General features: G+C 40.4%; 11 protein-coding genes. All 11 read right to left on the bottom strand.

Annotated features, from left to right (window positions below; genetic code table 11):
* Positions 1–119: 119 nt before the first annotated feature.
* The 11 genes from AC6FXG_RS04670 to asnS all read right to left on the bottom strand — a co-directional run bounded on the left by AC6FXG_RS04670 (position 120) and on the right by asnS (position 14,829).
* Positions 120–947, bottom strand: coding sequence for an SAM-dependent methyltransferase (locus tag AC6FXG_RS04670; RefSeq protein WP_500571771.1), 828 nt, complete (start codon positions 945–947; stop codon positions 120–122).
* Entirely contained in the window at positions 947–2,509 is a 1,563-nt protein-coding gene (locus tag AC6FXG_RS04665; protein WP_500571770.1) for a putative polysaccharide biosynthesis protein, read from the bottom strand. The genes AC6FXG_RS04670 and AC6FXG_RS04665 overlap by 1 nt, the downstream gene beginning before the upstream one ends.
* A gap of 70 nt (positions 2,510–2,579) precedes the next feature.
* Positions 2,580–3,218: a 50S ribosomal protein L25 gene (locus AC6FXG_RS04660; RefSeq protein ID WP_075574030.1), complete on the bottom strand. Its 639-nt coding sequence runs from the start codon at positions 3,216–3,218 to the stop codon at positions 2,580–2,582.
* 77 nt (positions 3,219–3,295) lie between these two features.
* Positions 3,296–4,201, bottom strand: a complete 906-nt coding sequence (locus AC6FXG_RS04655; protein WP_500571769.1) for a SurA N-terminal domain-containing protein — start codon at positions 4,199–4,201, stop codon at positions 3,296–3,298.
* Positions 4,198–7,602, bottom strand: a complete 3,405-nt coding sequence (gene mfd / locus AC6FXG_RS04650; RefSeq protein WP_500571768.1) for a transcription-repair coupling factor — start codon at positions 7,600–7,602, stop codon at positions 4,198–4,200. Before mfd ends, AC6FXG_RS04655 begins: the two co-directional genes overlap by 4 nt.
* Positions 7,603–8,178, bottom strand: a complete 576-nt coding sequence (gene pth, locus AC6FXG_RS04645) for an aminoacyl-tRNA hydrolase (protein WP_075574033.1) — start codon at positions 8,176–8,178, stop codon at positions 7,603–7,605.
* Positions 8,178–9,125 (bottom strand): ribose-phosphate diphosphokinase, encoded by a 948-nt coding sequence (locus AC6FXG_RS04640; protein WP_500571767.1) that lies wholly within the window; start codon positions 9,123–9,125, stop codon positions 8,178–8,180. Before AC6FXG_RS04640 ends, pth begins: the two co-directional genes overlap by 1 nt.
* A 12-nt stretch (positions 9,126–9,137) precedes the next feature.
* Positions 9,138–10,511 carry a bifunctional UDP-N-acetylglucosamine diphosphorylase/glucosamine-1-phosphate N-acetyltransferase GlmU gene (gene glmU, locus AC6FXG_RS04635; protein WP_500571766.1) on the bottom strand — a complete coding sequence of 458 codons (1,374 nt, stop codon included), beginning with the start codon at positions 10,509–10,511 and terminating at the stop codon, positions 9,138–9,140.
* Positions 10,512–10,517: 6 nt separating this feature from the next.
* Positions 10,518–11,045: a hypothetical protein gene (locus AC6FXG_RS04630; RefSeq protein ID WP_500571765.1), complete on the bottom strand. Its 528-nt coding sequence runs from the start codon at positions 11,043–11,045 to the stop codon at positions 10,518–10,520.
* Position 11,046: 1 nt separating this feature from the next.
* Positions 11,047–13,437 (bottom strand): leucine--tRNA ligase, encoded by a 2,391-nt coding sequence (gene leuS / locus AC6FXG_RS04625; RefSeq protein ID WP_500571764.1) that lies wholly within the window; start codon positions 13,435–13,437, stop codon positions 11,047–11,049.
* A gap of 9 nt (positions 13,438–13,446) precedes the next feature.
* Positions 13,447–14,829: an asparagine--tRNA ligase gene (gene asnS, locus AC6FXG_RS04620; protein ID WP_500571763.1), complete on the bottom strand. Its 1,383-nt coding sequence runs from the start codon at positions 14,827–14,829 to the stop codon at positions 13,447–13,449.

Below are 14,829 nucleotides of genomic sequence, written 5' to 3'. Positions count from 1 at the left end.
AACAGCTTCCCTGTTCGTCTATTGATATTTTACCCCATATTGTTGGATATATCAAGCCTTTTAGCCAATTTTAATAATAATAAATTTAAATTTACAAAAATTTTTGCGTTTTTACGAACTTAGTCTTCTGTAAATAGATCTTTAAAATCATACAAGCCTTCATTAATGTTTTCGGCAATTTCAAATAATATTTTATATAAATTTTCTTTATCTCGGTCGACCTCATCAAAGCCTGTCTTTTTCAAAGCCTTGCCTTCCATGGCTGCCTTAATAATATCCATGGGCCCGCTAATTTTTTCAGCTGGAACAATAATCGTGAGCCTGATATCTGCCTTTACTTTCCTGTCAAGCTCGTAGAGGAAAATTTTGTCGCAAGTCTCTTCATTTTTTATGCCGGCGTTATTAATAGCGTAGACAATTTTTTCGTCGTCGTAAATTTCCATGAGTTTGAGTTTGACATCGCTTAGCAAAAATTCATTCCAAGCTTGGGTGATCATTATATTGAGTCTAGGATTTATATTTGCAATATCCACATCCATGGCGTCCAAAAATAGGGCCCCCTCAACTGGATCAATCTTGGCCAAAGAAAAACACGGCTCTATAAAGCTAACTGCCTCTATATATTTGATGTCGTCGGTCATTTCTCTAAGTCTCTTAACTGTGGACTCTGCAATCGACGGGCTGCCCGGTACAACATAGCAGACGCTCTTGTCCTTAGCCTGGTCAAAGACGTATTCAGCTATGGACTGGTATAATTTTTCGAAATCTTCAATTGTCTCGTACATATAATCTAGGGCTTCAAAGTCAATGCCCTCTTCCCTTAAAAGGTCTACGCTTGGGTGGTGGACAGTTCTAAGTATTACTTTGTCCGCCTCCTTCATGGCCCCTATGGCTTCAATTGTAACGGCATTTTTTTCTCCGAAACCTATCCCTGCTATAGTAATCATTATTTTCTCCTCAACATTTCAAAGTCTTCTTTTGTAAAAGACTTGGTCACAAGTAAAATTCCAAAGTAGATGACCACTGCCACTATAATTGCAGCTAGGGTCGCAAGCTTTGGGCCTATAAATCCGCTGGCAAGAGCCTGGCTGTAATAAGCGGCAAAGCCCATTATAATAGAAGCTATAAAATAAATTATAATTTTTTTATCCAGGCTAAAGGACATGTACTTATTTACCGACGCAATGTTTAGTCCAACCGTTATAGAATAGCCTACAACTGATCCGATGGCTGCCCCGTAGACATTCACGCTTGGAATCCTGGTCAAATAAATTGTCAAAATAATTTTAACGACTGCCCCAATTAAAAGATTTAAAACTGGTACCCTCTCCTTGCCAAAGGCCTGCATAATTGAACTGGTAATTGTAATTAGCATAAGCGGGAGAGTGGATAGTGATAAGATTTTTAAAATTAAAGCCGTCCCCTCCTTGGCCATGGCGCTGGTGGTTGGGTAAATCAAAGAGATGATTGGATAAGATAGGGAAAATAATCCAACCATACAAGGGAAGGCCAGTAAAAATGTAAGCTTAAAAATCATGGACAGCTTGTCTTCCAATTCCTTATGCTCTTTCTTTTCAATCAAGCTTGTAATAACAGGTATAATTGAAACGCCAAGGGCAACTGCAAAAACTTGGGGCATATTAATTAAAGTTTGGGCCATACCCTTGAGCCAGGCGAAACGCAAGTTGGCTTCTTCTGGACTAAAACCAATTGCTTGGAGGCCATCCATGACCAAATAAATATCAATGGAGTCCATAATTGGAACGATGGCCGCACCAATAGAAATTGGCAGGGCGATCATTATCATTTCCTTTAAAATTTCCTTGGACTCAGATGTCTCTTGAATACCAATAGTAACTTCGCTGTTTAAGTCTGCCCTGTATCTAAAATGAACAGCAAACATATATAAAAGTCCAATTATAGAGCCAATACCAGCAGCCAAAGTTGCGCCGCCAGCTGCAAATTCCAAACCCCTTGGCAAGAGCAACTTGGCAAGGACAAGGCCAGAGATCAATCTAAAGCCTTGTACCAAGACTTGGCTGATAGCCGTTGGCCCCATAATTTGCCTGCCCTGATAATATCCTCTGATGCCAGCAAGCATCGGTGAAACAACCATTGCTGGTACAAGGGCCACCATAGAATAATAGGCGGCGGGATTTTTATAAAAATTTGCCAATCTCTCAGCAAAGATAAAAATCATCAGGCCAAAAAATATTCCTAAGGCTCCCATAAGATACATAGACAACCTCAATATTTTTTTGCTCTCACGAAATTTTTCTTGGGCTACGCTTGCCGCCACCATTTTTGAAATGGCAACGGGGAGTCCTGCCGTTGAGATCGCCAGCATCATCTCGTAGATCGGATAAGCCGTTTGATAATAGCCCAGGCCCTCGTCGGTTATCATAGCGGTGATTGGGATCCTGTAAATGGCTCCGATAATCTTTACAATAATTCCCGCTATGCCCAGCATGGCTGCATTTTTGCCAATGGATTTTACTTTTTTCTCCATAACTTCCTCTTTCTAATAAAAAATATAAAAAAATAGAGACTGAAATCCTTCAGTCTCAAACATTCAAAAATTATTCTTCTTCAGCTTCAGAGTCTTCGCCGATTTCTGGTACGTCAGCTGCACTTGCTTCTTCAGTTTCTTCTTCAGCTTCTTCAGTTTCATGTGTTAGAAGACATACTGTTTCGTCTAAATCTGTAAGTACAGTGATCTTTTCATCTTTAACAATATCCAAGTCAGCAACTGTAATTTGGTCGCCAATTTCCATGTCGATTACATCAAGAGTAATAACATCTGGTAGGTCTCCAGGTAAACATTCGATGTGAAGAGTATTTAATGTTTGAATAAATACAGATGGTTGAACCTTGATATCGTCTCTGTTTAAGCAGTCGATAGGAACTTCAACTCTAATTGCTTCGTCCATCTTAATACCTTGGAAGTTTACGTGTAAAACTTGGTTTTTGAATGGGTGTCTATCTATTTCTTTGATAATTGTTGGATATGCTTTTCCATCAATCATAACATCTACAATATTTGTAAAGCCGGCTTCGTTAAAGACAATGTCAAAATCTCTAGCTGAAACTGTGATTGGGTGAGTTTCTTCACCTTTTTCAAATATTGCAGCAGGGACATTCTTCTCGGCTCTAATCTTCTTAACTTTATTTTTGCCGAGGCCTTCCCTTTCTTGTGCATCTATTTTTATTTTTGCCATAATGTGCCTCCTTATTTAATCCTAGCGTTTATTATACCACATTTTTTTAAAGTATGCAAATTTTTAAATAAAAATAATTATTTTAGGTCCATATATACTTTTACATGGTTGGAATCTCTTAATTCTTCCAAGTGTTTTTTGAATTCTTCTTCAAATAACTTTTCTTTGACGACTTCAATCAGGCTGTCATAGTCCTTGTAAACCTTGTCAACTCTAAGGACATAAAAGCCTTCTGGACTTTCGATTGGATCTGCGTATTCGCCAACAGGACCATTCTTTACATAGTCCACCAATTCATCAGGCAAATCCACGGGGTCAACAGCCTTGAGCTCTCCACCATTTACAGCTGAAAATGGGTCCTTGCTATTTAAAATCGCCAAATTTCTAAAGGAATCATGCGACCTCATAATCTTGTAAGCATTGTCGCTTGTGTCAGTCAGTATCATTGAGATATCGTATCTATAAAGTTGTTCTTTGTGGTCTTCGTAATAGGCCTTCAAGTCCTCATCAGCGGGACTAAATTCTTTTTTATAGTCGGCCTTTATAGCGTCGACCATCATATTTTCTATAATGCTGGCCTTAAAAAACTCTTCGTCAATTTTATTCATTTCCAAAAACTTATTGTAATTATCGTGGCCACCCAGGTCTTCTATCTTGGCTTCAAAGACTTTTTCAAAGGTTTTTTCATCGATTTCTTCATGATTTTTTTGATATTCCTTTTCAATGGTCGCCCGCATAATTAATTGCTCCAAGACGCCTTTTTTTAAAATTAGGTCTTGGCTTTCAGCCTGGTCTGTGGTCAGCTTTGAAAATTCCTCATCGGCATTGGACTGGTAAATATTTTTGTAATTTTTAAATTCAAAATCATAGGCATCTTGGCTTATCACCTTGCCATCTATTTCTGCCACTGCTCCCTCAGGCGGCTTTTTGCAGCCGACAAAGGAGAGGACAAGGGCAAGTATCAATAATATTTTCTTCTTCATTTTTCCTCCAATCCTTCAAAAGAAATTTTCATAAACTTTATCAAATCCCTCAAGGGGTTATCTACTCTTAATCTTAAAACCGGAACTACATTATCAAAGACAGCGTCATCCTTGTAGTTTTCCATAAAAGATTGCATGTCAATCTTCTCGAGCATCCTCGGTTCATACTCTATTCTTACCCACTCGCCCTTTTGACTAATACTTTTTATGAAAACTTTGGACGCCCAATTTTTAATTATACCAATATACATCAAATTTTCAAGTGACTTCGGTACTTCGTTATATCTGTCGACCAATTCATCAATCCAATCATCCATGTCCTTTAGGCTAGAAAGTACGGCTATGCGCTTGTAAATTTCCATCCTAATTAAAGCATCGTCCAAATAATTTTCTGGCAGAGCGGATTCAACTTCCAAGTCGACCTTGGTGTTGATCTCTTCGATAATTTCTTCGCCCTTGATTTCCTTGACCGCCAAATTTAAATATTTCATATAGAGTTCATAGCCTATTTCCATCATGTGGCCACTTTGCTTGAGGCCCAAAACATTGCCGGCTCCCCTGAGTTCCAAGTCCCGCATGGCAATCTTGTAACCGCTACCGAAATCTGTAAATTCTTTCATGGCCATGAGCCTCTTGATGGCTTTTTCATTTAAAACTGATTCGTCCTTGTAAGTGAAATAAGCATAGGCAAGTTTTTCGCTCCTACCAACGCGGCCTCGCAGCTGATAAAGTGTGGAGAGTCCAAGCCTGTCGGCCTCGTAGACTATAAGGGTGTTGGCATTTTGTATGTCCATGCCCGTCTCTATGATGGTCGATGTGATTAAGACATCGTATTCTTTTTCTTTAAATTTAATAAATATGTCTTCCAATTGACGTTCTGGCATTTGGCCATTAGCAATTTGAATACTCGCTTCAGGCACAAGCTCTTGCAAATTTTCCAACATACGAGCTTGGCTTTTTACGTCGTTATATAAAAAGTAAACTTGACCGCCCCGATTTAGCTCACGCAAGATGGCCGACCGAATAATCGAATCATTGTACTGGGCCACATAAGTTTGTACTGGCAAGCGATTTTGCGGCGGATCTTCTATTACAGACAAGGACCTGATGCCCGACAAACTCATGGACAGAGTCCGCGGTATAGGCGTAGCCGATAAGGTCAAAACGTCAACCCCCTGGCTCATCTCCTTGATTTTTTCCTTGTGCTTGACACCGAACCTTTGCTCTTCGTCAATTACCAGAAGGCCCAGATCTTTAAAGTGAACGTCTTTAGACAACAATCTATGAGTTCCAATTACAAAATCAATATTGCCGGCCGCCAATTCTTCAAGAGTCAATTTAATTTGCTTGCTAGTCCTAAAGCGACTTAAATTTCCAATTCTAATTGGAAAAGATTTAAACCTTTCCATTGCCGTTTGCGTGTGCTGCTCGGCAAGCAAGGTTGTAGGCGCCAGCATGGCCACCTGTTTGCCATCCATAATCGCTTTAAAGACAGCCCTAAAGGCAACTTCGGTTTTCCCGTAACCGACGTCACCCAAAAGCAACCTGTCCATTGGATGAGGCGACTCCATATCCTCTTTTATTTGGCTGGCCGTTATCAGCTGGCCATCTGCCTCGTCGTATTTAAAGGCGTCTTCAAAGTCCCTTTGCCAAGGAGTGTCCTTGGAGAACTGGTAGCCGATTTCACTTGTACGTTTAGCATAAAGATCGATAAGCTCACGAGCCATTTCGTCAATGGCCTTCTTGCTCTTTAATTTTGTGTTTTTCCATTGGGCAGAATAGAGGCCGTAGATTTTTGGCTTGGCCCCTTCCTTGGACATGTATTTGTCGATTAAATTTATATTTTCAACTGGTACATATAATTTATCCGATCCCTTGTAGAGAATTTCCAGATAATCTTTTTTGACTTCCTTGATTTCAAGAGTGGCTACTCCATTGTAAACGCCAATCCCATGTTCCTCGTGGATGACATAGTCGCCCTTGGAAATATCTTGGAGCCTGTGCTTGGACGATTTCTTTTTGGCTTTTTTTCGTCCTTTATTGGAAGCGCCAAAAATATTTAAATCGCCAAAAACAGCCAGCTTAATATCTTCATTTATAAAACCATTTTTTAAGGCGGCCAAATAAATTTTAATATTTTCCTCGTCGTCTTCTTGGCCACTGTATCTTATCCCTAAGTCTTCAGCCGCTTCAATCAAGGCGTCGTACTTAGCCTTGTCAGACCCAACTAGGCTGACATCATAGCCACTGTCTCTAAGGTCGGCCGCATCTTTAAATAATTCCAAATAGTCCCTGGAATATCTTTGCCCGTCTCGTAAATTTATCTCGACCGCCTTAAGATCAAGTGGGAGTTCTTGGTTCATGTACTGAATGTAGGTCGCATTTAGATTTAGACTATAAAAATCTTCTGGCCTATTTTCAATTGGGCCAGCATTTAAAACCTCGCCCGATTCAAAGAGATTTTTGTATTCAAAGTCAAAGAATTCATTCTTGCTCTTGTATTCCTTGTGGGCATAGACCGGGTCGTAAAAAATTACTGGCCTCTTGAAGTCTTCATATATATAGGACCTCTTGTCAGCGTCCAAATAAGCAAAAAATATTTCTCGCTCGCCTTGGAGGCCCTCTTCAAGTCCTTCTATTAGGCCCTTAAACTTAATAGTGTCCTCTGGATTTTTCCCAGAGATTTCATCTTCCATTTGTTTTTTTATTTTGTTTTTATCTTCATCGTCAAGAATTATTTCAAGGGCTGGAAAAATTTCACAGGCATCAATAAAATCGGTCGATAACCTAGTCTCAGGGTCAACCTTTCTTATGGTATCGACTTCGTCGTCAAAAAATTCCACCCGAAAAATTTCCTCGCTGCTCGGTGGAAAGACGTCAAGTATTCCTCCCCTAAAGGAAAATTCCCCCTTGGTTTCTATGGAGCTGACTCTCTTGTAGCCGCTTTCAGTAAAAGAGCTAAACAATTCTTCCAAATCAAAAACCTTGCCAGGCTCGAATTTTATAATATGTTTTTTGTAAGTATCCACCCTTAGATTTTCATCCAAAAAGGTCGAGAGACTCATGACAACAAAGTCCACTTGGTCATATATGAGCGACCTGATGATCCGCAAACGGTCGTTCATGTTCTCGTCATTTATAATTTTTAAATTATAATAAACCTTGTCGCGTGGCGGTAGGTAATCGGCGTTTAACTTGTACATGTCCAAAGTTTTTGCCAGGTCCATGGCCTTTTTTTCTGTGGGCATAATTACAAAATAAGATTTTTTGTCCAATATGTATAAGAGGTTTGGAAAAACTTCTTCACTTACACCACAAAAGAGCCCATTTGAATTACTCCCAATGGACTCAATTAGATTTTTAATATTCTTATCGTGTAAAAGTTTTTCCAGTACCTTCATTTACTTTTCCAACACCGATCCGTTAAATTTATTCATAACTATGTCTATTGGACTGGCTGTAAATTCGTCCAAGGCCTCGACCGCCCTGTCGATTAAATCGTCAATAATCTCATCGTCCTCTTTTGATGGGCGAGCCAAAACGAAATCAGCCAGATCCATATCTCTTTTAAATTTTCCAACGCCCAATTTCATCTTTGCATAATCATCTGTCTTTAAATGTGCATAGATGCTCTTTAGGCCATTGTGGGTTCCCTTGCCATTTTTCGCACGAATCCTAAGCATACCAAGCTCAATTTCTATATCATCAACCACAACTATTATATCTTCCAAGTCGGGCTTGTAGAAATTTAAAACCTCTCCCACAGCCTGGCCGCTGTTATTCATATAGGTCATGGGCTTGACCAAAACAACTTTCTCTCCATTTACAAAGACCTCGCCCAAGAGAGCGTTAAATCTTGCCTTTGAAATGTCGACCCCGTGTTTGTCAGCAAACTTATCCACAACCATAAAGCCAGCATTGTGTCTGGTATCCTCGTACTGCCTGCCGGGATTACCCAAGCCAATTATTATTTTCATTAGTCAAAAATTGTGGCTATGGAATCGTTGTCGTGGATAATCCTAATGGCCCTTGCAAAGAGTTCTGCAACAGAAACAACTTTGATTTTTTCTCTAACTTGTGGTAGGTCTGGTAGGGGAATTGAATCTGTAATTACAAACTCTTCCAGACATGAATCCATAATTCTTTCAATAGCTGGACCACTTAATACACCGTGGCTGGCTGCCCCATAAACTTTTGTGGCGCCGAGTTCTTCAAGCTTTTTGGCTGCCTGGCAAATGGTTCCTGCTGTGTCGATAATATCGTCAACCAAAATACAAGTCTTGCCTTCAATGTCACCGATAATATTCATAACTTCTGAGACGTTTGGTTTTGGTCTTCTCTTTTCTATAATAGCGATTGGGAGATTTAAGTAATTTGCAAATTCTCTTGCCCTAGTTACACCGCCCAAGTCAGGACTTACTACAACAGAATTTTCATCGACCTTGTCCTTAAAATATCTAGCCAAAATTCTAATAGCTGACAAGTGATCAACTGGTACGTCAAAGTAACCTTGAATTTGTCCAGCGTGCAAGTCCATAAGAACAACCCTGTCTGCTCCTGCTTTTTCAAGTAAATTTGCTACAAGCTTAGCTGTGATTGGTTCCCTAGGTCTGGTCTTGCGGTCTTGTCTAGCGTAGCCATAGTAAGGAATAACTGCATTTATCCTGCCAGCACTTGCCCTGTGGCAGGCGTCAATCATAATTAATAGCTCCATCAAGTTGTCATTAACAGGTGCGTGAGTTGGCTGAATAATAAATACGTCAGCACCCCTTACTGTTTCATTAATTTCAACATTGATTTCTCCGTCTGAAAATGTTGTTACATCACAATTGGCAAGGTCTAAGCCAAGTCTTGATGCAATGTTTTTAACCAATTCTCTGTTGGAATTGCCAGTTAAAATTTTAATCCCCTTATAAATACTCATTTTTACCTCCACCTACTTTTTGAGTCCTCTTTTTATAACCCAATCTTTGATTTCTCTCTCTTCGCTTCTTTCAATTTTTAAAGCGAAATCATCTGTATCCTTTGTCGCAACAGTTCCCGCTGCGATAAAAGCATTTTCACCCACCTTAACAGGTGCCACAAGAGTCGAATTGGAACCGATAAATGCCTTGTCCTCAACTGTCGTCCTGTGTTTGTTTTTTCCGTCGTAGTTTGCAAAAACCACTCCGCAACCAATATTTACATCCGCGCCCACATCAGCGTCGCCAATATAAGCAAGATGGCCGGCCTTGGAACCTTGGCCAAAATTGGAATTTTTTATTTCAACAAAGTTGCCAACTTTGACATTGTCTTCGACATTTGAACCCGGTCTAACCCTTGCAAAGGGCCCGAAGCTTACATTGTTGCCAATAATCGAGTCTTCCATGTCCACATTTTTTAAAGTGCAGTCGTGGCCGATTTTCATATCTTTTATCATGCTGTTGTAAATAACTGTGCCGGATTTAATTTCGCAAGCGCCAATAATTTTTACAAAACCCCAAAGCTCAACATCCTCTTCGATAATAGCCTGAGGGTCGATGTAAGTTGTCTCAGGATTGTGGATCATAACTCCAGCTTTTAAACGCTTTTTGTTTTCCCTGGCCACCAAGACTCTTTCGCAAAGAAGCAAGTCCTCGCGGTCGTTAACTCCCAGCACTATGTCTGTGTTGTCGCTTATATATGAATCCACCTTGTAGCCCATGTCCTTGGCTATGTGAATGGTATCTGTTAACATGTATTCTTTCTTTTTATTGTTGTCGTCAATCTTGTCGATGGTATCCAAGAAAGCCTTGCCAGTGTAGAGGTAGATGCCTGAATTAATTTCATTGGTATACGAAAGTCCCTCTTCCATCTCCTTGTACTCGACAATGGCTTCGAACTCTCCATCCTTGCGAACTATGCGACCGTATTCCTTTGGATCATCCAAAACTGCCGACAAAACTGTAATGTCATTTTTATTTTCCTTGTGGTAAAGAAAATATTCTTTGATTGTATCGCTGTCAATGAGTGGCGTATCTCCATAGATAACCAGGAGGTCGTCGTCCTCATTTACAAAGTCCTTGCAAAGTTTGACCGCATAACCCGTTCCATAGGGCTTGCCTGGGCCCACTTCTTGGATGACGATTTCACTACCAGCCGCCTCAACAATTTCCTTTGCCTGGTCGTAATTTTTCCCCAGGACTGTAATGGTCTTATCAAAACCAGCATGGCTCACCGAATCAAGGACGTGCTTAATCAAAGGCTTGCCCGCAATTTCGTGGAGGACCTTGGATTTTTTTGACCGCATCCTAGTGCCTTCTCCTGCTGCTAAAATAATAGATTTAAACATATTCACCTACTGCTTCTTGATTGCAACTTGAATTGCAAAGTCGATTTGTTCTTTAAAATTTTCAAAATCTGCCTGGCTATCAAAAATCCTTCTTGGGATGATAAAGTCAAAGCCACCGCCTGTTAAGAGCAGGTGGTCATCGTCTGACTCATACATGTCCAAGCAGTCATAAAGGGCCGTAAACTCCTCGCCATTCCTGGTGGCCTTGAGGCCGCCTTCGACCTTTTCAACCACATAGGGCATGAGGAAACTTTCGTTATTAATGACCCTTGACTTAAAGGCGTTTTCAATTCTCTTTCTAATCATTCTTTTAAATAATTTTGGATAGATAAAGATCCACAAGGCTGACAAGCCAGCCGCTACTACTACATTTAGCCAGTTGATTGGCTTGGCCAAAAGGGTTAGGAGCATGGCAATTATAGGTAGCATTGCGGTTTGAAGCCACATTGACCTCTTGGTTTGTGGCTCTTTAAACATAGCCATGGTAGTAAATTTTACATAATCTTCTATTACAGGTTTAACTTCTAATCTCATATTATTTCACAACCAGGTTAATAATTTTATTTGGAACGTAAATTTCTTTTACGATTGTCTTGCCTTGGAGTTTTTCAGCTATAAAGGCATCTGTCTTTGCAATTTCTAAGGCCTCGTCCTTGTCGCAGTCGCGTTTAATCTTGACTGTGGCTTGGACCTTACCGTTAAATTGAACAGGTATTTCAATTACATTTTCAACTGTGTATTCTTCGACGTATTCTGGCCATTTTTCTTCCAAAATCATCTTGTCGTTACCCATTCTTTGGTAGAGCTCTTCTGTAATATGAGGGATAACTGGATTTAATAATTGCAAGAGGACCTTGTATTCTCCTCTTGTCACGCTTTCCTTCAGATAGATTTCATTTACCAAAGTCATTAGCTGAGCAATAGCTGTGTTGTATTTCATATTTAGGTAATCGTAGGTGACCTTCTTGATGGATTGGTGGAAAATTGTCCGCATGTCTTCACGAATGTCTCCATCTATCATCATGTTTTCAAGTCTGATTACGCGTTCAATAAATTTTCTAAGATTTTTTGGGCCATCTTTTGACCAAGCGGCTACTTGTTCATAGTCGCCCATAAACATTTCGTATAATCTCAGGGCGTCAGCGCCAAATTTTTCTACATATTCATTTGGATTTTCAACATTGCCTCTGGACTTACTCATCTTTTCGCCGTTATCGCCCAGAATCATACCGTGACTGGTCCTTCTTTGATAAGGCTCTTCAGTTGGCACAACGCCAATATCATAGAGGAACTTGTGCCAGAATCTGGAGTAGAGTAAGTGGAGGGTTGTATGTTCCATACCTCCATTGTACCAGTCAACTGGCAACCAGTATTTTAATTTTTCCATATCGGCCAAAGCCTTGTCGTTGTGTGGGTCAATGTATCTTAGATAATACCAAGATGAACCCGCCCAGTTTGGCATGGTATCTGTCTCGCGTTTAGCGGCTTTTCCGTGCCAAGTGGTATTCACAAAGCTATCTATATCTGCAAGAGGGCTTTCGCCTTCGTCATTTGGCTCATAATTTTGAACTTCAGGCAGGGTAAGTGGCAGGTCGCTATCATCGATTGCTTCCCACTTGCCGTCCACATTTACAACAGGAATTGGTTCTCCCCAATATCTTTGACGGCTAAAGACCCAGTCCCTTAATTTAAAGTTGGTCTTTCTTTCGCCAATGCCTTCTGCTTCAATCTTTTTAATAATGGCTTCCTTGGCCTCATCTGAAGTGAGACCTGTAAATTCGCCTGAGTTAATGAGTTTTGAAACGCCCGACTCAATATAAGGACCTTCTTCTATATCTCCGCCTTCGATAACTGGAATTATTTCCACGCCAAATTTTTTGGCAAAGTCGTAGTCCCTGGTATCGTGAGCAGGCACTGACATAATGGCGCCTGTGCCATAAGTCATGAGCACATAGTCGGCAACGAAAATTGGAATTTCCTTGCCGGTAAATGGATTAATGGCCTTGACCCCGTCTATTAAAACGCCAGTCTTGTCTTTGTTGAGCTCTGCCCTTTCAAAATCGGACTTGCGTTTGGCCTCAGCTTGGTAGGCTTTGATCTCGTCCATATTTTTAATATCTTTATTATCATTCAAGAAACCATGTTCAGGGCTGATAACCATAAAGGTCGCCCCAAAAATTGTATCAGGTCTGGTTGTATAAACTCTTAGGGTTTCATTATTTGTAGTTTTAAAATCAATTTCAGCCCCGTAAGATCTGCCAATCCAATTTTTTTGTTGAGATTTTACCCGATCAGGAAAATCTACTGTGTCCAAACCGTCGACAAGTCTGTCTGCGTATTTGGTAATAGCCAGCATCCATTGGTTTTTGTCCCTGTGTTCAACTGGGTGGCCGCATCTTTCGCAGCAACCATCCACAACTTCTTCATTGGCAAGGCCAATCTTACAATCTGGGCACCAGTTAATGGTCATGCCTTTTTTGTAAGCCAAATCATTTTCAAACATGCGTTTAAAAATCCATTGGGTCCACTTATAATAATCTGGCTCGCAGGTGGTTACCTTTCTGTCCCAACAAAAACTAATTCCGAGTGACTTCAATTGCTTGGTAAAGTTTGCAATATTTTTCTTGGAAACTTCCTTTGGGTCCACGTGGTGCTTGATGGCGTAGCGTTCGGTCGGCAGACCAAAAGCGTCAAAGCCGATTGGGAAAAGCACATTGTAACCCTGCATACGTTTGACCCTTGCAACTATGTCAAGGGCTGTGTATGACCTTGGATGACCAACGTGGAGGCCTTCTCCTGATGGATAAGGGAATTCTATTAAAATATAATATTTTGGTTTTGAGAAGTCATCTGAAGGTTCAAAAACTTTTTTCTCATCCCAAATATCTTGCCATTTCTTTTCTATCTGTAAATGATTGTATTCCATTTTTATCTCCTAAAATTCGCAAACGCCAACTGTTCTTGGGAATGGGAGAACGTCTCTGATGTTGTCAACGCCTGTCATATACATGACCATTCTCTCAAAACCAAGTCCGTATCCGCTGTGGACTGTTGTGCCGTACTTTCTAAGTTCCAAATACCAGTAGTAATCGTCTGGGCAGAGGTTAAAGTCTTTCATCTTTTGCTCTAAAACTTCAAAGTTTTCTTCCCTTTGGCTGCCGCCAATGATTTCTCCGATGCCTGGGACAAGCAAGTCACAAGCTGCAACAGTCTTTTTGTCTTCGTTTAACTTCATGTAGAAGGCCTTGATTTCCTTTGGATAGTCGGTTAAAAATACTGGGCCGTCAAATACATCTTCTGCCAAGTATCTTTCGTGTTCACGGCCAAGGTCGTCGCCCCATTCTGGATAGGCTTCGAATTCTACGCCGGATTTTTGTAGGATATCAATAGCTTCTGTATAGGTAAGTCTTTTAAATTCTGAGTTTACAATCTTGTTTAGCTTGTCAAGTAGGCCCTTTTCAACAAATTGGTCAAAGAAGGCCATTTCTTCTGGGCACTTGTCAAGTGTATATTTGATAATGTACTTCATCATGGCTTCTGCCACATCCATGTTTCCTGAGAGGTCACAGAAGGCCATTTCAGGTTCAATCATCCAAAACTCTGCTGCGTGAGCCCTTGTGTTTGAATGGTCAGCCCTAAAAGTTGGTCCAAAAGTATAAATATTTCTAAAGGCATGGGCCATACATTCGCCTTCGAGTTGGCCAGTTACTGCCAAGTTTACTCCCTTGTTAAAGAAGTCTTTGGAAAAATCTACCTTGCCCTCGTCAGTCTTTGGTAAATTATTTAAATCCATGCTTGTTACGTGGAAGATTTCGCCTGCGCCCTCTCCATCAAAAGCGGATAGGATTGGTGTGTGTGCATAAACGAAGCCACGTTCTTGGAAGAATTGATGGATGGCAAATGAAAGCACGCTCCTAACCCTAAATACTGCCTTATATAGATTTGCCCTTGGTCTTAAGTGGGCAATAGTTCTCATGTATTCTTTGGAGTGGCGTTTCTTTTGCAGTGGATAGTCTGGGTCGCTTTCTCCAAGGACTGTAATTTCTTTAGCCGCAATTTCAAATGGCTGTTTCATCTCAGGAGTTAACTTCACTAAACCGCGTACGCTAATGCTGGCGCTTAAAGATTGCCTTTTGATTTCATCATAATTTGAAAGATCAGCATCCACAACTACTTGAACGTTTCTAAAATCCGTTCCATCACTGAGCTCAATAAACATAATATTTTTTGAATCGCGAAGGTTTCTAATCCAACCCTCCACAACCACTTCTTTGCCGTCGTACTCTTTAAAATCATTTAACAATATTCTTAGTTCCAT

Source organism: Ezakiella massiliensis (genome assembly GCF_059862345.1).
Note: the sequence above shows the minus strand (reverse complement) of the source record. Positions and strands in the feature narration are given on the sequence as shown.